A 20,346-nucleotide genomic window follows, 5' to 3' on the forward strand; every position below is an offset into this window, starting at 1 on the left:
TGGGTTTATAAACAATGGGAGGTCTATGGGATGAAGAAAGTAAACAAAGCTGCAATTGCATCACTTGTTTTAACTTTAACGACCGGCGCGCTATTGACAGGCTGCGGAAGCAACGGCAACGGCAATAGCAACGCGACTGGCAATGCGAATTCGGCCGCGTCGAACGCATCGAAAGACAACGCTGCTCCTAAAGAAAAAGTCGTGCTGGATTTCTGGACGTTCTGGGGTTCGGAAACGCGCCGGCCGCTGATCGAGAAGATTATCGACGATTTCAACAAAGCCCACGAAGGTACGATCGAAGTCAAGCATTCCTATTATCCATTCGGCGATATTTGGACGAAGTCGCTCGCGCAAACCGCGGCCGGCAATCCTCCGGACGTCATTGTAAACGCTATCGAAGAGACGGGACTTCGCGCGGCGAAGAAGCAAAACACGAATTTGGCCGATTTCCTCGCCAAAGACCCGGACGTGAAGAATCGTTTCCGCGAAGATCTCTGGAACACGGTCCTGTACAAAGGCGACCCGTACGCGCTTCCGTTCACGACGGACACCCGCATGATGTTCTATAACAAAACGGCCTTCAAGGAAGCCGGGCTCGATCCGGACAAGTTCCCGGATACGTGGGACGAGCTGGAGCAGGTAGCCATGAAGCTGGACAAGAAAGACGCGAAAGGCAACTATACGCGAATCGGGTATGCGCCTCAGTTCGCGGGGTTCGACGCCAAGAGCATCGCGGTCAACTTTGACGGCGGCAAAGGATGGCTGGACGAGAACGGTCAAGCCAATGCCAACACGCCGGGCAAAATCGAAGGCTTCAATTACGTGCAGCGTTATACCGACCGCCTCGGCCAGAAGAACATCGACGAGTTCAAGGCGGCGTTCGGCAGTAAAGAAGCGAATCCGTTCATCGCAGGCAAAGTGGCCATCTGGCCGGATGCGGTAACGTTCCAAACGCAGCTTCGCGACTTCGGCAAAGGCATGGACGTAGGCATCGCGCCGATCCCCGAGACCAAAGAAGGCGCAGGCCACTGGAGCACGGGCGGCGGTTTCGTCGTCGAGATTCCGGCCGGAGCGAAGCATCCCGCGGAATCGTGGGAATTCATCAAGTACCTGACGGACGTTCAAGCGCAGACGTACTGGGCGAAGATGAACTACGACAACGTCGCGAACGTGCAGGCGTCCAACGACGCGGAATTGATCAAGGATCCGGTCTACAAAGCATCCGTCGACAATCTGGCCGACACTCGCGTGTATACGCGTCCGGCGGCCGCGGCGGATATGTTCAAAATGCTCGATCCGCAGGTCGACGCCATTCTGCAGAAGCAGAGCACGCCTAAAGAAGGACTGGATAAGGCGCAAAAAGACATAGCTGACTTGATTGCTCAAAACGGAGGCTAATGTAAATGGCCGCAGTACAGGGGAGTGGTTGGTTGTCAGCCACTCCTTCTTGTATCAAGAAAGCCGCCTCCGCGTGATGGACTAGAAAGCAATTGTAAATGAGGAAGGTGATTGACTTGTCCACTGCCAATAGAGCCGTCAAGAGAAGACGGTTATCGCTGGAGCGCAAGGAAGCGATATGGGGCTATTCGTTCGTACTGCCTTGGATCATCGGGTTCTTGGTCTTCACGTTCGGCCCGCTGCTCTTCTCGCTGTATGCGAGCTTCACGAACTACGACATTACCTCGCAGATGGATTGGGTAGGCGTCCGCAACTACCGCAATATGTTCACGCATGATTCTTTGTTCTGGAAATCGCTGCACAATACGTTGTTCTACGTGGTGTTTAACGTTCCGTTAACGACTTTCGCGGCTTTGCTCCTGGCCGTAACGATGAATCAGAAAATTCCCGGTATGCGGATCTTCCGAACCGTTTTCTATTTGCCCTCCGTTCTTGCGGGCGTCGCTGTGTTCTATCTGTGGATGATGCTGCTGAATCCGAGCACGGGCCTGGTCAACATGGCGCTTGGCTGGATCGGCATTGACGGACCTGCGTGGATGACCGATCCGAGCTGGACGAAGCCAGCCGTAATTCTGATGAAGCTGTGGGGAGCCGGCGGGGGCATGCTGTTGTACCTGGCCGCGCTGCAGGGCGTACCCGAGCAGCTGTACGAGGCGGCCGAGCTGGATGGAGCAAGTCCGCTCCGCCGGTTCTGGCATGTTACGGTGCCGATGATTACGCCGGTTATCTTCTTCGAGCTCGTAACGAATCTGATCGGCGCGTTCCAGATCTTCCAGGAAGGCTACGTCATGGTGCAGGATCAGGCAACGCCGGGTTCGCCGATGAACTCGCTCCTGTTCTATAACCTCCATATGTTCCTGAAGGCGTTCAAGTCCTTCCAGATGGGGTATGCGACGGCGATGGCATGGTTCCTCTTCGTGGCCGTCATTCTCTTGACCTTGATTAACATGGCCTTGTCGAAGCTGTGGGTTCACTATGAAGGAGGGGAGCAGCGATGAGCATGACCACCGCGTCGTCATCCGGCAATTATTTTCAAAGCCGGCGAGCGCGCAAACGAATGTCGAAATTCGTCATTGCGTTCATCATGGTCGTAATCGGGATCGTTTGTCTCGCTCCGTTCTGGTGGATGCTGTCGACGTCGCTCAAATCCATGCAGGAAATCATGAGCTTCCCGCCGACGAAGTATCCGCATTCCATCCACTGGAGCAATTACACGCACGCTTGGATAAGCGGCCGGTTCAGCCGCTATGCGCTGAATACGCTCTTCCTGTCCTGCGTCGGCGTGTTCGCGCACGTCCTGTCGAACACGTTCATTGCCTACGGATTCGCCAAGATCAAATTCCCGGGGAAGAGCTTCCTGTTCTCGTTAATGCTTGCAACGATGATGATTCCGGGGTTCTGTACGCTCATTCCGCAATATATTCTGTTCTCTAAGCTTCACTGGGTAGGCACCTATCTGCCGCTTACGATTCCGGGCTTCTTCGGCAGCGCCTTCCAGATCTTCATGCTTCGCCAGTTCTATCTGGGCATTCCGAACGATTTGATCGAAGCGGCCAAGATGGATGGCGCCAACCATTTCTATATTTGGTCGCGGATCATGGTACCGCTCGCGAAGCCGGCTGTCATCGTCATCGCGATTACGACGTTCCAGGGAGCATGGAATGATTTCCTCGGTCCGCTCCTTTACGTGAATAAAGAATCGATGTTCAACATCCAGATCGGCCTGACGGCTTTCCGAAGCGCCGAACTGACGCAGTGGAACTACCTCATGGCCGCGTCGTTGATTGCCCTGGCGCCTGTTATCCTGCTCTTCTTCTTCTTCCAGCGCTACTTTATTGAAGGCATGAATATATCTTCGGGCACGAAAGGCTAAATAGAGAGGCCGGGCGAATCCGTTCAGGCCGAGTGGAGGGAACGATATTGCAGTTCACAAGAGAAAATGACATCCCGTGCATCAAAGCCGAGCGCTACGAACTGACTTTTCCGAAGGATCGCCCGTTTGTTAACGTCAAAGACAACGCCGGCGACAACGTAATGGAGCTGTTCGTGCCTTCGAGCATCCATCCGCTGGCCGACAGGGACGATACCGTGGAGATTCTCGGCGAGTGGACGATCGAAGAGCGCGATGGAAGCTTTATCGCCTCGATAGAAGCGAAGAGCTCCGCATGGGAGAAGAAAATATACCGGTTCCGGTGTCACCCGCATCGTTTCTCGTATGAGATGGAAGTATTCGGGGAGGGCAAGCTGGCCGAAGCGAATTACTTCGGCGGCTATTATTCGGGGCATGTCCGCTGGGGCTCGGGCTTCTTCTGCTCCGGCCAACGCTTCAAGCAAGGCTTCAATCCGGAGCCCAACGGTCAGGAAACGAACTACTTCGCGCCTACCGGCGGATCGGTGATCGACATGATGGGCGTGCCGCTTCCCGGCAAAGGCGATTGGTTCTTCACGCCTCCGCCGTTCTGCTTCGCGTTCGAAGCGGAGCAGGGCTGGGTGGGCGTCGGAGTCGAAGCGAAGCCCGGGCATAACCGCTTTACGGAATTCAGCTATCATGCGCAATTCGGGTTTCATCTTTCCTTATCTTACGAAGGCCATACAGCGGTCAACGGTCATTATGTCCTTCCGGCGGTCGGTTTCGATTTTGCGGATTCCGAGTACGGCGCGCTCGCGGCGCATGTCCGCTCGCTGCGCGAGCAAGGATTGGTCAGCAGCAAGGCGCCAGCCGAGAAGCCGGATTGGTGGAGAAGCCCGATTTTCTGCGGTTGGGGCTCGCAATGTTATGTCGCGGCGGTCGCCCAGGATCGCGCGCCGAACTATGCGCGGCAGGAGCTGTACGAACAGTTCATGACGGAGCTCGACCGGAACGGGATTACGCCGGGCATCGTGGTCCTGGACGACAAATGGCAGGCGCAGTACGGCGAAAACCTCGTCGATGAAGCGAAGTGGCCGGACGTCATGGGCTTCATCCGCCGTCAGCATGAAGAAGGGAAGAAGGTGCTGCTCTGGCTGAAGGCTTGGGATCCGGAGGGATTGCCGGCTGACGAATGCATTCGCAATGCCGCCGGGCTGCCGATTGCTTTCGACCCGACGAATCCGGCATTTGAACGGCGGATGCGCGCATCGATTCGCCAGATGCTCTCGGCGGACGGCTATGACGCGGACGGCTTCAAGATCGACTTCTCGGCCCGCATACCGAGCGGTCCCGGCATTCGCGCTTACGGGGACGAATGGGGACTTGAGCTCATGCGCAAATATTTGTGGATCTTGAACGATGAAGCCAAACGAACGAAACGGGACGCGCTTATCATGTCGCATACGCCGCATCCGTATTTGGCGGACGTGGTCGATATGATTCGGCTTAACGATATCAATACGGGCAAGGACGTCATCAAAGCCATGACCCTACGGGCGAAAGTGGCCGCCATCGGCTGCCCGGACGCGATCATCGATACCGACAACTGGCCGATCACGAACCGTTCCGACTGGCGCGAATACGTGAAGCTGCAGCCGGAACTCGGCGTGCCGTCCCTCTACTATGTCAGCCATTTCGACATGACGAAGGAACCGCTTGAAGAAGAAGACTATCAGTTGATTCGCGACGCTTGGGAACGGTCGGAGAAGAATGGCGGCAATGGCAGCATCGCGGAAGCGGCGAGGCGCGGAGCCTTGACTGCCGGCGACGCCGCGCAAGCGGGAACTGCCGATGCCGCAAGCAAAGCGCCTGCGAGCGGCGCTTGGTGGGCGTAACCCGGAGCAAGGCGGTATCGCTAATCGTTTTGGCTTGTTGAACGGTTCGCGTTCGACAAGCCGGCCGCGGCGAGACATTCATAGGTTCATACGAGACATTCATAGGTTCATTGTGGATACGTTAGGCGCGTATACACTCATTTTCTTACTAACTCATTAGCATACGAACTCATTTTAAAATGATAACGGGAGTGAACTACATTGAATTCAACCAGCAAGCCACGAAACGTCGTCACCTTGAAGCAGGCCTCCGTCATGGCGGAGAAGGGCAAGTATGCGATCGGTTCTTTCTCTCCCCGTTATACGCCGGTTATTCAGGCCGTATTGCGCGCCGCGCAGAAAGCGCAGTCTCCGTTCATTTGCCAAATTTCGCAGAAGGAGCTCGAGCGCTACGGCATTACGCCGAAGGAATTCGCGGATGAATTCTATGCGCGGCTGCAATCCGAAGGCATTACGGTGCCTGCCGTTCTCCATCTGGATCACACGAAGACGTTCTCGGTGATTCAAGAAGCGGTCGAAGCGGGCTTCACGTCGATCATGATCGACGCATCCGAAAAGCCGTTCGAAGAGAACGTCCGAATTTCGAAAGAAGCGGTTGAATTCGCCCATGCGCACGGCGTCTCCGCGGAAGCGGAATTGGGCATGATCGGCACGACGGATTATATCGAGACGGACAATGACGAAGAACTGTACACGGATCCGCAGGAAGCGAAGCGGTTCGTGGAGGGTACGGGCGTCGATTCCCTTGCGGTCTCCGTCGGCACCGCGCACGGCGTCTATATGGTGAAGGAGCCGAAGATCGATTTTGCCCGTCTTGAGGCGATCCGGCAGCTGACTCCCGTTCATCTCGTGCTTCACGGAGGCTCCGGCGTTCCGGCCTGGATGATCGAGAAGGCGATCCGTCTGCCGCAAGGCGGGGTCAGCAAGGTCAATATTGCGACGGATCTGGAGCTGTCCTTGTTGGAAGCGCTGGGACGGGAAGAGCGGATGACCAATGCCGAGCTCAAGGCGCTTCCGCCGGAAGAGCTGAACGCGGGACTGGCCGCGGTAGAAGCGACCGTTCTCGATAAGATCGCGAACTTCCTGGGCAGCCAAGGGCAAGCCGCGGATTTTACCCTGTAGAAGTATCTTCGCGCGTCCGTCCGCGTTCTGAGAGCTAGAACTTGATTCCATCCGAAGGAGATCTGATATGTCTACGAGAAAGAAGCTTCATATGATCGGCAATGCCCACTTGGATCCGGTGTGGCTCTGGCAATGGCAAGAGGGCTTTCAAGAAGTCAAGGCGACGTTCCGTTCGGCGCTCGACCGGATGAAGGAGAATGACGATTTCCTCTTCACGTCCAGCTCCGCGGTCTATTACGAGTGGGTCGAGAATAACGATCCGGCCATGTTCGAGGAAATTCGCGCGCGCATCCGGGAAGGCCGCTGGGAAATCGTCGGCGGCTGGTGGATTCAGCCGGATTGCAACATTCCGAGCGGCGAATCCTTCGTGCGTCAAGGCTTGTACGCGCAGCGTTATTTCAAGGAGAAATTCGGGGTTACCGCCAAAGTCGGCTATAACGTCGACAGCTTCGGCCATTTCGGCATGATGCCGCAAATCCTGAAGAAGTCCGGCATGGATTATTACGTCATGATGCGGCCGATGCCGAACGAGAAGGGCCTTCCGGGCCGTCTGTTCCACTGGGAATCGGATGACGGTTCGCAAGTGCTGACCTTCCGCATCATGTTCGAATACTGCACCTGGGGCAAAGAACTGGATCTCCATGTCGCGCGCTGCGCCGCGGAGCTGCGCGAGCCGATCGACGAGCTGATGTGCTTCTACGGCGTCGGCAACCATGGCGGCGGACCAACAAAGGAGAATATCGCGAGCATTCGCCGGATGAACGAGGATCCCGCTCTCCCCGAGCTCGTATTCAGCACGCCGAACCGCTTCTTCGAGGCCGTCGAGGAGAAGGACGTCCGGTATCCGGTCGTCCATGACGACCTGCAGCACCATGCGAGCGGCTGCTACGCGGTTCATTCGGAAATCAAGAAATTCAACCGCAAGTCCGAGAATATGCTGATCGCCGCGGAGAAGTTCTCCGCCATTGCCGAGCGCGCGGCCAATCAGCCTTATCCGAAGGATTTCATCACCGCCTGGAAGGGCGTATTGTTCAATCAGTTCCATGATATCCTTGCCGGGACGTCGATTGAACCCGCATACGAGGACGCGCGGAATCTGTACGGCGAAGCGCTCGCCATCGCGGACCGCAATTTGAACTACGCGATCCAATCGCTTTCGTGGAACATCGGGATCGAGGAAGAACAGGGCATGAAGCCGATCGTCGTCTTCAATCCGCACTCTTGGGCCTATTCGGCGAACATCGAGCTTGAAATGGGCGGTTCCGTCAAGGACGGCACGATCCTCGTGGACGAGACGGGCAAACAGATCGCATTCCAGAGCGTGCAGTCGCTGGCGACGGCGAACGGCCGTTATCGTCTGAGCTTCGTTGCCGAGCTGCCTCCGATGGGCTATCGGGTCTACAAGCTTCGTACGGAAGCAACGGAAGCCCGGCTGCAGATCAACCCGATCAAGGCGAACGATTACGCCATGGAGAACGACCGTTTCCGCATCGAATTCGATCCGGCTACCGGCTTCATCAGCAGCCTGAACGACAAGAAGCTCGGCTTCGAGGTGTTCCGACCGGAGAACGGCGGCGCGGCTAAGCCGGTCGTCATCGAAGACAAGAGCGATACATGGAGCCATAACGTGTTTCACTTCAATCAAACGATCGGCGAATTCCACGCGACCAGCGTGAAGCGGGTCGAGCACGGTCCGGTCAAATCGGTCATCCGCGTAACCTCCGCGTACGGCAGCTCGAGGCTGGTTCAGGATTTCACCATGTACCGGGATCTGGATTACATCGACGTGAAAGTGACCGTGGACTGGCGCGAGCAGTTCAAGATGCTGAAGCTGGTCTTCCCGATGAACTTCGTCTTCACGCGCCAAACGTACGAAATTCCGTACGGCTTCAAGGAACGCGAGCATAACGGCGAGGAAGAGCCGGGGCAGGCATGGGTCGATTACGGCGGCATCGCGCGGGACAAGGGCGTCGTGTACGGATGCAGCATTATGAACGACGCGAAGTACAGCTACAGCATCATGAACAAGGAGCTCGCCATTACGGTGCTTCGCAGCGCGATCTACGCGCATCACGATCCGAAGGTGCCGGAAGAGAACGGCCACTACACGTTCATCGACCAAGGCATCCAGACCTTCAACTACCGGATCATGCCGCATGAAGGCAACTGGGAGGAAGCAGGGACGGTCAAGCGGACGCAGGAGCTGATCCAGCGGCCCGTCTCGGTCATCGAAACCTACCATGACGGCGCATTGCCGCAAACCAATTCCTTCTTGTCGGTGGACAAAGACAACGTTATCGTCGGCGCGATGAAGAACAGCGAGGACGGCGACGATCTGATTATCCGGCTGTACGAAACGTCGAAAATCGCGACGGACGCCACGATCGCGCTGCCGCAGTGGGGACGCGTCATCAAGGCATCGTTCGGCCCTTGCGAGATCAAGACGTTCCGCGTATCGAAAGATGCGAGCGTACCGGCAAGCGAAGTGAACATGATCGAATGGTAAACCTGATCCGGCCGGCGGTCCTTCGAGGATTTCCGGCCAGCTCTGCAGGAAATCGGGGGAGAGGAGGCGAATTCGATGCTAATAGGAACTGAGGCGGTCCGCAGCGAGCTGCAATCCGCGGGCCGCTATATGATGGCGCATGGCCTCGCTTGGGGCAATGCCGGCAATATTAGCGCGCGGACGGGCGACGACCGGTATTTGATTACCGCGAGCGGAACCTTCCTGGGCGAGCTGGGGGATGACGATTTCGCCGAATGCACCTTCGGCGGGCTGACGTTCCCGCAAGGCCGGAAGGCTTCGAAAGAAATGCCCATGCACAGGGCCGTGTACGAGCAGCGGCCGGAAATCGGGGCGGTGCTTCATGCTTCGCCGTTCTACAGCACGTTGTTCGCATGCTCGAACGAGGAGCTGCCGTCCGATTTGTTCGTCGAAACGATGTACTACCTGGAACGCGTGGCGCGTGTCCGATATTGCCATCCGGGCTCGGAGGAGCTAGGCGCTGCTGTGGCCGAGAAGGTCAAGCATGCGAATGTGCTGCTGCTGGAGAACCATGGCGTGCTCGTCTACGATACGAACATCCGCGAAGCGCGAATGGCGCTCCAAACGCTTGAAATGGCCTGTCGCATGCTAATCACGGCCAGGAGTGCCGGAGTCTCGTTAGCGAAGCTCTCTGGAGAGACCGTGCAGCGCTTCTTGAATCATGCCGGATACAAGCCTAGAAGGGAGTGGGAGGCGTGAGCGAATTCGTACATCGTGCGCCTGCCATGATCGGCATCGTAGCGGACGACGTGACCGGGGCGAACGACATCGGCATCATGTACGCGAAGGCCGGTTATGCGACGCATGTGTATACGTACAATGCCGACAAGGGACTGACGCTTCAAGCCGCCGAACGACCCGACGTGCTTGTGCTGGATACCGATTCCCGATTCGATTCGCCGGAGAAGGCGTACGCCAAAGTATTCCAAGCGACCCGGGATTTACGGCGAATCGGCTGTTCGGCGTTCATTAATAAGACCTGTTCGGTTGGCAGGGGAAATATAGGCGCTGAATTCGATGCCATGCTTGACGCGCTGGACGAACGCTTCGCCGCGGTCGTGTTCGGATTTCCGAAGAACGGCCGAGTGACGCTGAACGGCATTCACTACGTGCACGGGAATAAACTGGAGGTCTCCGAGTTTAGGAGCGATCCGGTTCATCCGATGACGCGTTCGGACATGGACGGCATTTTGCAGCAGCAGACCAAGCGCAAAGTGACGATTATCGATCGCGGGACGGTTGCCGAAGGCGCGGCGGCAATCCAAGCGCGCATCGCGGCGCTTAAGAAGCAGGATTATCACTACGCGATCATTGACGTGGAAGATCAGGCGTCGCTGCGCGCGATTGCCGAAGCGGTTCAAGAGGAACGCGTGACGGCCGGAGCGTCGGCGCTTTCGGAGGAACTGGCGCTAGCATGGGGAGCCAAGCATAAGCCGGATGAGGGCTCCGGCGTGCCCAAGCGCGAATCCATGGGCGTCGTGATGGCTGCCGGCAGTCTGATGCCGCAAACCGCCAGCCAGATCGCCGAGGCGAAGGCCGCCGGAACCGTATCGGTGTATGAGCTTGACGCGCTGCAGCTGTTCACGGAAGATGAACGCGAAGCGGAGCTTAAGCGAATCGCGCAGTCCATGGCTGCCGCGATCTCGGGCGGACGAGACGCGCTGGTTCATTCTCCGAACACGCCGGAAGCGGTCGCCCGTACGAAGGCGGAAGGCGAACGCCGCGGAATCGCCGGCAAGGAAGTGTCGCGTCTCGTATCCGGCGCCCTGTCGGCGATCGTGCGGCGCGTGCTTGCGGAGACCGGACAGAATCGCGCCGTCATTGCCGGCGGGGACACCTCCGCTGCGGTATGCGCGAGTCTCGGCGTCAGCGGCATGCGGATCTATCGCGAAATCGAATCCGGTCTGCCGTCCTGCGTCACGCTCGGCGGGCAGCCGCTGCTTCTCGTGCTGAAGTCAGGCAGCTTCGGCCGGCCGGATTTCTTGCTAAAAGCGGCAGATCACGTCCGTCATGCATAGGTATCCGAAGTTCGTACGGTTCATACACAGTTGTCGGGAGGGGTCACGGTGATCGTCGCACATAGGCGCAACAAAATCAAAGAACAGCTGCTGCTGGAGAAGAGCGTTAAAGTAGCGGAGCTTGTGAAAACCTTCAATGTCTCCGAGGAGACCATTCGCCGGGATTTGAATCAATTGGAACGGGAAGGGCTTGTACAGAAGAACTACGGCGGAGCCATATTAGTCGACGACTTCCAGCAGCTATCCGCTTCGATCCCTCCCGTTCAGCAGAGAAAGTTCGAGTATTTCGAAGAGAAGAACGCGATCGGCCGCTATGCGGCAGGGCTGGTAGGCGAGAATCAAATCGTCATCATCGATTCCGGTTCGACCACGTGGTGCGTTGCCAGCCATCTCAAAATGCGAGACGGGCTGGTTGCCGTGACGAACGGGATCAATATCGCCGAGGAGTTGCTGGAGAACGACGGATCCCATGTCTTCCTGCTCGGCGGCAAAGTCATCAAAAAATCGATGAGCCTGGTCGGCCCCGTCGCGGAAACGGAGCTTCAGCATTATAACGCCGATTACGTGTTCATGGGGACGAGCGGCATTTCGCTTCGGAAAGGCTTCACGAGCTCGGATATCTACGAGGCGGAGATCAAGCGGGCGATGGTCGCGGCCGGCCAGAAGGTCGTCGTCGTCGCCGATCACACGAAATTCCAAGCGCAGGCGTTAATCGCCTACAGCGCCTTCCAGGACGTAGACATACTGATAACAAGCACGCTGGCAGATCCGATGATTTTGGCTGAAATTCGAAAGCTGGGGGTGCAGGTCATCGCTTGCGAGGCGACTTGATCGGTCGAACGACACGATGGGAGCATGAACGGGACCGGGGCTAACGACAGTTCGGTCTTATTTCGCGCATGCGGAATAAGGGAGCCGCTCAAGGTTATCCATCGTCAAATAACGTTTCATTACGAACGGCATGAAGGGACGAGCATACACGTGAACGAGCAAAGAAAGTTAATCTGGCAAATCGGCGAGCCGAACAGCGATTTACGCGGTTTTCAAGACAATTATCGGGATCCGGATGCGGTGACGAGGCGCGTATGGACAATCGGGGAGAACGGAAGGCAGACGGATGCCGATTCATGGCCGTTGTTTCATGTGAGCAACGCGGACCCGGACGGCGGCTACAAGCCGCATCCGTATACCGTCCGGTTTCGGCTTGAGGAAGCCGCCGCGCCCGCTTACCGGTTATCGCTTCATTTCATCGTGACCACGCCGCGGACGCCGTATGTCGCCATCATCGTTAACGGCACGGAAGGGAAAGGCTTCTTGCATCCCGCGCCAGCGGCCGACGGGATCATGAAGCCCAAGCATTCGCTGCATACGACGATTTTCGCGAAAGGCACCATGGAGATGATCATTCCGGGCGATGCGCTTCGAACCGGATGGAATGAACTGACCGTCGAGGCGCGAGACGACGATCCGATCGTGCATGTCCATAATCCGCAAGCTGTCCTTCGTCTGGACCGAATGGCCGATGCTGCCGGCTTCTACTATGATTGGATGGCATTCGAAGCGTTGTCCGCCTTGCCGGACCAGGCTGTCGTCCGGCTTCGCGTGAAGCCATCCGTCTTGTATCGGCAAGAGGGCGATAAGCTGCTCGAAAGGGTTGACGCCTATCTCGAATTCGGCCGATCCTATGCGGGCGAGGAGCTGAAATTGATGCTTACGGGCGCCGATGACCGCAAGATGCGCATACCGCTGCAGCCCGCAGCGAGCCGGTTCGGTCACGCCGCGTTGTCCTTCGACATCGAAGATGGAGAGGGTCCCGTCGATTATGTGCTGGAAGGGAACGCGAACGGCTTAGCTATCGATGAACGCGGGCGGTTCCGGCGCCGGCGCAAATGGCAGGTCTATACGACGCCCCATGTGCATACCGATATCGGATATACCCATCGTCAATGGGAAGTCGCCGAACGGCTATGCCGTAATCTGGACAAGACGATCGAGCTCGTGCAGTCCGAGCGCGAAACGAGCGAACGCTGGGGGTACCCGCCGTTTACGTACGTCCTCGACTCGTCTTGGGCGCTTGAGGAATTCGCCGCTTACCGCGACGAAAGCATGCAGGACGCATTGAAGGATGCGGTTCGGCGCGGGGAAATCGGCGTGCCGAGCAATTACACCGATCTGCTGACGCAATTCGCGTCGATCGAGGATTTAATCCGAAATGGCGAGTTTAGCGACGATTATCTGCGCGAGCTCGGACAGCGCGCCGATCATGCGGCCATCGTGGACGTGGCCTCCGCGAGCGGATCGCTTCCGGCGATTCTGGAAGGCAGCGGCGTCCGATACCTGGTCCATGCCAATAATCAAGACCGGGGGCCGTTCCGTCTGAACGGCAATCTGCATCAATTGAACCCGTTCTACTGGGAAGGCGTGAACGGCGGACGCGTACTTGTCTGGCTGGCCAAGATGTATTGCGAGCTCAAGAAAGTATGCGGATCGCCGGCTACTGCGGAGACGGCTGCCAAGGGGCTGCAGGTGTGGCTGGACGAGTTCGAGCATGATCATTATGCGCCCGACGCGGTGATGCTGTACGGGCAGGATGCGGACAATACGGATATCGATCCCTTTCCGATCGGCTTCGTCAAGGCGTGGAACGAGACGTACGCTTACCCGAAACTGATCCCGTGCGATGTCAGCGGCTTCTTCCGTTACGTCGAAGAGAACTTCGGCGATACGCTGCAGACGGTCAAGGGCGACCAAGGCGCCTATTGGGAAGACGGCGTCGGTTCCAGCATTGCCGAATCGATCAAGGTTCGCCGCGCGCAAGCGATGCTGCCCGCCGCCGAGAAGCTGGATGCGCTCGCCGTCATCCATGGCGAAGGCGCGGCCTATCCGCTGCAGCATTACAATGCCGCCTGGCGGGAAGTGCTGTTATATGACGAGCATACCTGGGGCGCGTTCCTGGCGGGCTCCGATCCGGAAGCCATGCTGCAGCAGGATCAATGGAAGGTCAAGAGGCAGATGGCGGAGTCCGCGGAAGGCTGGGGGGAGCGGCTGCTCCTTGCGGCCGCCACGAGGCATAGTTTGCGTTGGAACAATAGCGGCAGGGAGGTCGTGGTCTATAATCCGCATAGCTGGCCATTGAGCTCCGAAGTGATCGTGGAAATCGCCAGAGGGGAAGAGGTAATCGATCCCGTGTCGGGTCAGCCGGTGCCGCTGCGCCTATTGCGCTCCACGCGCTCCCAGTCCGTCGTGCAGCTATGGATCGAAGACGTACCTGGGATGAGCTATCGCCGATTCGTCCTGCAGCCGGCTTCCGCTGCGCCCGAATCTCGGCAAACCGCAATCGATCAAGGCGTGCCGATCATCCTGGAAAGCCGGCATTATTCCGTCACGATCGACGCGAAGCGCGGATGCATACAGTCCTGGACGGACTTGGACACGGGCGCGGAGCTGGTAGATATCTCCGATCCGCATGGCTTCGGCGCATTCCTCTATGCGCGCGGCGGAGAAGGATCGAAGCTCCTCGGCAACCATGCGGACAAGACGGATCAGGGGGCGGAGCTGCTCGGCGACTTCGAGCTGAAGACCGTTCACCGCGCGGAGAACGCCGCTTCGGTATCCATCATCGCGACGGGCTCCGTGCCTATGGGGGAACTGACCATAGAATGGGAGCTGTTCCGGGAGACCAAACGGCTGGATCTTCGCTATCGCTACGCGAAGCAAGAGACGACGGCGACGGAAGCGGTCTATGTCGCCTTCCCGCTGCAGCTGACCGAAGCGTCCGTCCTGTCGGATTCGCAGCTCGGCTGGGTGAATTGGGATCGGGATCAGCTGCCTGGCGCCTGCAAGGAATGGCTGCCGCTGCAGACCGCCATGGTCGTGCAGGGCGCAGAAGCGGCCGTGACGATCGCCTCGCCGGATATTCCGCTCTTCACCGTGAACGAAGAGGTGAAGGGACGCTGGCCGAAGGAGCTCAACCTGTCCGGGAACAAAGTCTTCTCGTATGTGCTCAATAATTATTGGAAGTCGAATTATAAGCCTTCCCAAGGCGGGCTGATTACGTTCGCGTACTCGCTGACCAGCGCGGAAGCGCTTAAGCTGGACGAGGCGTATCGTTTCGGGCATTCCAGAAGGCTCGGATTATATGGTCAGCGCATGAGCTTCCAAGAGCAGCGCGCCGAGAAGCAGCCGTACGAACAGACCGGCGGCGGGACGCTGGCCGTGATCGAGCCCGCGCAAGTCGCGGCGACCACGATCAAAGGAGCGAGAAACAAAGAAGGCGTCATCGTTCGTTTGCAGGAAATCTCCGGTCGGGAGCAGCAGGCGAGACTGTTCTTTCCCGGGAAGCCGATTCGAAGGGCATGGCTGACGGATCTCCTCGAATACGACGGCGAAGAGCTGCGGATCGAATCGGACGGCTCCGTTCGGCTGCCTGTCGGCCCGTGGGGATTGGCTACGGCGCGTATCCAGTTCGCTTAACTCGCTGCAATGCAACAAGCAGGAATAGAAACCTCCCCTGGGTTAATGGAAGTACCGTTCCGACAGACCGATGGGGAGGTTTCGCTGTTTCTCGATTGAATTCTTAATGACATTAAGGAGTGTTGCGAAAATGTCTGTTTGCCTCATCAGGAATGTGCGTTTATGGATTGAAGCCGAGCCCGTATTAAGCGATGTCCGCATTCAGAATGGCCGCATAACGGAAATCCGTCCTGCCGAAGGGACCGGCCTATCGTGCAGCGATGCGGATACGGTAATAGACGGCAGGGGCTTGCTGCTCATTCCCGGTATGATCGACGTTCATATTCACGGCGCGGACGGGTTCGATATGATGGACGGGACGCTTCAAAGCATGGATGCGGTATCCAGAGCTTGTGCCAGGACCGGATGCACGTCATTCTTGGCGACCTCCGTCTCTTCTTCGATGGAAGACCTTCTTGGCATGCTGGCCAGCGTTGCCGAGTATAGCGGGCAGGAAACGGGAGCGCGAGTAGCCGGGGTTCATATTGAAGGACCTTATCTCAATGCCAAGCGCAAAGGCATGCAGAACGAACGGTACTTGCGGCATCCGGATGCGAATGAAATGGCGGCGATTCTTGAACATGCCGGTTCGCTCATTCGGATGGTAACCTTGGCGCCCGAGCTGCCCGGCGGCATGGAGATGGTGTCCTTCTTGAAGGAACGGGGAATCGTCGTATCCGTGGCGCATTCCGACGCGACGTACGAAGAGGCCAAGGAAGCGTTTCAATGCGGGGCAAGCCATGTGACCCACTGCTTCAACGGCATGCGCCCGATCCATCATCGCGATCCCGGAATCGTCGTCGCGGCCTTCGAAGAACGCCATGTCAGCGTGCAGGCCATCGTCGACGACGTTCATCTGCACCCCGCAATCGTGCGGATGCTATACCGCGAGAAGGGCGCCGATAAGATGGTGCTGATAACGGACGCGCTTCAAGCGATGGGGATGGGGGACGGCACTTATCAATTCGGCGGCCATCGGGTTACGGTTTCGCAAGGCGTAGCTAAGCTCGAAGACGGCACGCTCGCTTCCAGCACGGTAACCATGAACGAAGCTTTGGCCAAAACCGTTCGGGCAGGAATTCCGCTCAGGGACGCCGTCCGAATGGCAACGGAAACGCCGGCAGACGTACTGGGCATGCCCGCGAAAGGCAGAATCGCCCCGGGCATGGATGCGGACTTGGTGCTGATGGATGACGGTTTCAACGTGATATGGACGATGGTGGACGGTCATATCGTCTATAGCAGCGAGCATGAGTAAACGCCGAAGTTATACGGTAAGCTGCTAACCATGCAACCGGAATTCGCCGGAGGAATAATCGCAAGCCGCGAGACATAGTTTGTTAATTAGCTTGAATGTCTGGGCATGAAGTCTTGATCGCTACGGCTTCTTAAGGGGTCATGCCAAGAATGGAGGGCAGCAAAATGTCGTCTCACGGCGTACTTGCGGTCGGTTCCGGAACGATCTTGATCTCGCTTGTAAAGGCGTGGTATGCATCGGGATTATCGGGGATCGACGTGCTGATAACGAACGCGCAGTCAACGGATGAAGAGGAGCTGAAGAGGGTTCCGGAACAGGCACTTATCGGCGATTCGGAGGCGCTGCCGAATATCATTGCCGCGGCCGAAGACAACGAAGCGGGCTGGGCGGCTGCCGTTCGGCCCTTCTCATTCATTATGTATGTCGCCCAGCATGGCGATCCGGAAGAACTTCAGAAGCTTCAAGCCGCTTGCAGAGCCGAGAAGAAGCCGCTGCTTCCCGCTATGCTCGTAAGAGGCATGGGGATGGCCGGGCCGCTGCTTCATCCGGAAGGAAACGGCAGCTGGGCATCGGCATGGAGACGCGTGCATGCGTCTGTATTCCCTGCGGATTGGGAAACGCGATCGGTCTCTGCCACGGCCTCCGACCTGTTAGCGAATCTGATCGTGAATGAATGGCGCAACTTGGGCACGAATGAGACAGAAGAGATGGAAGAGACAGAAGAGACGGAAGAGACGGATGAAGCGGAAGACACGGCAGAGAGAGGTGCGAATTGCAGCGATCAATGTTATCTCCTGCATCCGGTTACGCTGGAAGGAAGCTGGCATCCGATTCTTCCTCATCCGTTAGAATCCGGCCATGAACCGGTCCGTTCGGCGATGGATGCCGAGTTAACTCTCGGAACTGACCAGGAGCCTGATCCGGAGGAATGGTTCTCATGGTTCAGCAGCCTGACCTCGGAGGCGTCGGGCATTTTCCATGCGTGGGATGAAGGCGCGCTGAGCCAGCTCCCGCTGGCGCAATGTCTCGTTGAGCCTGCCGATCCGCTGTCGGAAGGACCTGCGAAGCTGTTGCCGACGATCGTCGGCAGCGGTCTGACGCATGCAGAGGCTAGGCGGGAGTCGGGGCTTGCCGGTCTTGAAGCATATACTGCTCGCATGGCCCCGCTGTTATTGCCTGGGCTGCCCTCAAGCCGGCGGGAGGACATCCATATCGGAGCGGGATTCACTTTCGCCGAAGCAGTCGGCCGCGGACTGAAGGCTTGTTTGAACAAGGAGCTGGGCCGGCGGGTCCATGGTCATGAACAGATTCTCACGCGCATGGAAGGTACCCGAATCGAAGATGTCCATTGCCTATATTATTTGCAAGCCCTCGATATCCTGGAGGGCGAGCCTCTCATCGCCTCCGGAGAGCCGCTGCTCGGCTTTCCTGCAGTGTGGGTCCGTTCGGGTACTTCCTGGTATGGCAGCGTAGGCCTCCATCTAACGCTCGCCCTTCGGCAATCGCTGCAGAATGCTTTGATGAAAACAGAAAGCACTCCGGTTTCTTCTGTGACTTGGCATGATCATAAGCAGCCGGGCGTCATCATTCCTTCTGGAAACGCGATCGAACTCGCGCCATGCATACGGTTGGCCGTTCAAACCTTGAAGCTGCATCGCAAGCGCCTCGAGGTCTTTGACATGCGGTACGAGTCTTTCTTAAGAGATGGGCCGATAGCGGTCGTTGGCCTAGTGCTCCGTGAGGAGGAGTCCTTATGAATACCGTCGTTGTGATCGGAGAAGGCATGCTCGCGGATACGGTGAGCAAGCTGTTGCCGGGAGTCCGGGTCGTGCGCAGACCGGATTTCGGCGAAGACTTGCCGTTCGCAGATCTGGTCGTGGTGGTGGGAGGGAGCCCCTCCGTTCATCTTCAAGCCGAAGAGCTCCTGCGGCCTCGCGGTCTCCCTTGGCTAGGCTGCTATGTGTCCAATGGGGAAGGCGTGGTAGGGCCGTTAATCCGTCCGGGGTCGTCCGGCTGTTCCCGATGTGCGGAAACCAGGCGCATGCGGGCCAGCCACGACCAGGAGGAAGTGAGCGACGAGTTATTAAGGCTGGTATTCCCCGATCTTCCGCCCAAGCCTCCCGCTGCGGTATCCCCTTCGGGATTGCGGCATTTAGCCTTCATTCTCTCCGAGACTGCAGCAAGGGCGCTTCGAGGCGAGGATGCCGATTTGGACGGCCGCCTCTACATCGTTGACTTGAAGACGATGAATACCTCCGTCCACTATTTCCTGCCTGAGCAAAGCTGCCCGATATGCAGCCGATTGCCGGATGACTCGGCGGAAGCAGCCGCAATAACGCTTCGGCCGTGCATGAAGCCCGACCGGCAGCATTACCGCAGCCGTTCGATGAGCGAGCTGCGGAAGGTGCTGGCCAGAGACTACTTGGACAGCCGAACCGGGCTCATCAACGGCAAGCAGTCGGACTTCCTGTCCGCGTTCGCCAGCGCGGCCGTTAACCTGCCCGTGAACTTGTCGAGCGAAGTGACCGGAGGCCATTCCCATTCTTATGCGGACAGCTTGTTAGCCGCTATCCTGGAGGGGATCGAGCGATACTGCGGTTTCGCGCCTCGCGGCAAACGAACGGTCGTATATGACAGCTATGCCAACCTGAAAGATACGGCAATGGACCCGGCACGTGTGGGGTTTCATGCGCGGGAGCAGTTAGCGCAGCCGGATTTTCCCTTCGAGCCTTATGACCCCGATTCGATCATGCCTTGGGTCTGGGGCTATTCCTTCCTGCAAGAACGTCCCGTTCTGATTCCCGAGCGGCTGGCTTATTACAGCGTCGGCCAGGAAGGCAGCTTCGTATATGAGATCTCGAACGGCTGCGCGATCGGCGGAAGCCGGGAGGAAGCGATCTTATACGGCATACTAGAGGTGGTCGAACGGGATTCATTCTTGATGACGTGGTACGCCAGACTGCCCGTCCCCCGGCTCGATTATCGCTCGTCGGGCGACAAGGAACTCATGTTGATGATCGATCGGGTAAGAGCCGTAACCGGCTACGACGTTCGCTTGTACAACACGACGATGGAGAACGGCATTCCAAGCATCTGGGCCGTCGCGAAAGGGGGACCGGATCGGGAATTGAACCTTGTCTGCGCAGCCGGCGCTCATCTGGACCCCGTCCGGGCGGCCAGAAGCGCGATCCATGAGCTGGCTGTCGCGATCACGAGGCTGGAGAATCGCTGGCAAGAGCGCCAAGAAGAAGCGGAAGCGATGGTTCACGATTCTTTCCTCGTGCAGAATATGGAGGATCATGCGCTGTTGTACTGCCTGCCGCAAGCGGAGGAGAGACTCGGATTTCTGCTGGACGAACAGCGTCCTCTACGGACCTTCGGCGAAGAATTCGGGCCCGTCGTGATGCATGACGATTTAACGGATGATCTGCAACAGGTTCTTCGGACGTTTCGCAGCCTGAACCTGGATGTTATCGTCGTCGATCAGTCTTCGAGCGAGACGCTCCGCAACGGACTGCACTGCGTCAAGGTGTTGATCCCTGGCATGCTGCCGATGACGTTCGGGCACGGTTATTCCCGATTATCGGGCCTGGACCGGGTATTGGAAGTGCCGATGAAACTGGGGTACGCCAAGAAGAAGCTGTCTCCTGCGGAGCTTAACCCTTATCCGCATCCATTTCCGTAATTGA

Annotated in this window: 13 protein-coding genes; all 13 read left to right on the forward strand. The window is 57.7% G+C overall.

The window, feature by feature from the left end; all coding sequences use genetic code 11:
• The first annotated feature begins 30 nt into the window (after window positions 1-30).
• The 13 genes from GXP70_RS14985 to GXP70_RS15045 all read left to right on the forward strand — a co-directional run bounded on the left by GXP70_RS14985 (window position 31) and on the right by GXP70_RS15045 (window position 20,342).
• Window positions 31-1,398, forward strand: coding sequence for an ABC transporter substrate-binding protein (locus GXP70_RS14985; protein ID WP_162357565.1), 1,368 nt, complete (start codon window positions 31-33; stop codon window positions 1,396-1,398).
• A gap of 107 nt (window positions 1,399-1,505) precedes the next feature.
• Window positions 1,506-2,456: a carbohydrate ABC transporter permease gene (locus tag GXP70_RS14990; protein ID WP_318652437.1), complete on the forward strand. Its 951-nt coding sequence runs from the start codon at window positions 1,506-1,508 to the stop codon at window positions 2,454-2,456.
• Window positions 2,453-3,331, forward strand: a complete 879-nt coding sequence (locus GXP70_RS14995; RefSeq protein ID WP_162357567.1) for a carbohydrate ABC transporter permease — start codon at window positions 2,453-2,455, stop codon at window positions 3,329-3,331. Before GXP70_RS14990 ends, GXP70_RS14995 begins: the two co-directional genes overlap by 4 nt.
• Before the next feature lie 47 nt (window positions 3,332-3,378).
• The gene (locus GXP70_RS15000) at window positions 3,379-5,202 is read left to right on the forward strand and encodes an alpha-amylase family protein (protein ID WP_162357568.1); all 1,824 of its coding nucleotides are present in this window, start codon (window positions 3,379-3,381) and stop codon (window positions 5,200-5,202) included.
• Between the two features lie 201 nt (window positions 5,203-5,403).
• Window positions 5,404-6,324, forward strand: a complete 921-nt coding sequence (locus GXP70_RS15005; RefSeq protein WP_225442815.1) for a class II fructose-bisphosphate aldolase — start codon at window positions 5,404-5,406, stop codon at window positions 6,322-6,324.
• 67 nt (window positions 6,325-6,391) lie between these two features.
• On the forward strand, window positions 6,392-8,830 hold the full coding sequence (locus GXP70_RS15010; RefSeq protein ID WP_162357569.1) for an alpha-mannosidase: 2,439 nt from the start codon (window positions 6,392-6,394) through the stop codon (window positions 8,828-8,830).
• Between the two features lie 75 nt (window positions 8,831-8,905).
• Window positions 8,906-9,568 (forward strand): class II aldolase/adducin family protein, encoded by a 663-nt coding sequence (locus tag GXP70_RS15015; protein WP_162357570.1) that lies wholly within the window; start codon window positions 8,906-8,908, stop codon window positions 9,566-9,568.
• Entirely contained in the window at window positions 9,565-10,887 is a 1,323-nt protein-coding gene (locus GXP70_RS15020) for a four-carbon acid sugar kinase family protein (RefSeq protein ID WP_162357571.1), read from the forward strand. Before GXP70_RS15015 ends, GXP70_RS15020 begins: the two co-directional genes overlap by 4 nt.
• A 48-nt stretch (window positions 10,888-10,935) precedes the next feature.
• Complete coding sequence (locus GXP70_RS15025; protein ID WP_162357572.1) at window positions 10,936-11,718, forward strand: DeoR/GlpR family DNA-binding transcription regulator; 783 nt, start codon at window positions 10,936-10,938, stop codon at window positions 11,716-11,718.
• A gap of 150 nt (window positions 11,719-11,868) precedes the next feature.
• The gene (locus GXP70_RS15030; RefSeq protein WP_162357573.1) at window positions 11,869-15,360 is read left to right on the forward strand and encodes a glycoside hydrolase family 38 N-terminal domain-containing protein; all 3,492 of its coding nucleotides are present in this window, start codon (window positions 11,869-11,871) and stop codon (window positions 15,358-15,360) included.
• A gap of 130 nt (window positions 15,361-15,490) precedes the next feature.
• The gene (nagA, locus tag GXP70_RS15035; RefSeq protein ID WP_162357574.1) at window positions 15,491-16,657 is read left to right on the forward strand and encodes an N-acetylglucosamine-6-phosphate deacetylase; all 1,167 of its coding nucleotides are present in this window, start codon (window positions 15,491-15,493) and stop codon (window positions 16,655-16,657) included.
• A gap of 524 nt (window positions 16,658-17,181) precedes the next feature.
• A complete protein-coding gene (locus GXP70_RS15040) occupies window positions 17,182-18,414 on the forward strand; it encodes a hypothetical protein (protein WP_162357575.1) in 1,233 nt (410 codons plus the stop codon).
• Window positions 18,411-20,342 (forward strand): TOMM precursor leader peptide-binding protein, encoded by a 1,932-nt coding sequence (locus GXP70_RS15045; protein WP_162357576.1) that lies wholly within the window; start codon window positions 18,411-18,413, stop codon window positions 20,340-20,342. The genes GXP70_RS15040 and GXP70_RS15045 overlap by 4 nt, the downstream gene beginning before the upstream one ends.
• Window positions 20,343-20,346: the final 4 nt, after the last annotated feature.

This window comes from Paenibacillus lycopersici, from assembly GCF_010119935.1.
In the GTDB taxonomy this organism is placed as follows: Bacteria; Bacillota; Bacilli; order Paenibacillales; family Paenibacillaceae; genus Paenibacillus_Z; species Paenibacillus_Z lycopersici.

Bases quoted from the DNA above. Each gene is read 5' to 3' on its own strand.
- nagA (WP_162357574.1), top strand. From the start codon at position 15,491: ATGTCTGTTTGCCTCATCAGGAATGTGCGTTTATGGATTGAAGCCGAG.
- GXP70_RS15040 (WP_162357575.1), top strand. From the start codon at position 17,182: ATGGCCGGGCCGCTGCTTCATCCGGAAGGAAACGGCAGCTGGGCATCG.
- GXP70_RS15010 (WP_162357569.1), top strand. From the start codon at position 6,392: ATGTCTACGAGAAAGAAGCTTCATATGATCGGCAATGCCCACTTGGAT.
- GXP70_RS14985 (WP_162357565.1), top strand. From the start codon at position 31: ATGAAGAAAGTAAACAAAGCTGCAATTGCATCACTTGTTTTAACTTTA.
- GXP70_RS15045 (WP_162357576.1), top strand. From the start codon at position 18,411: ATGAATACCGTCGTTGTGATCGGAGAAGGCATGCTCGCGGATACGGTG.
- GXP70_RS15015 (WP_162357570.1), top strand. From the start codon at position 8,906: ATGCTAATAGGAACTGAGGCGGTCCGCAGCGAGCTGCAATCCGCGGGC.
- GXP70_RS14995 (WP_162357567.1), top strand. From the start codon at position 2,453: ATGAGCATGACCACCGCGTCGTCATCCGGCAATTATTTTCAAAGCCGG.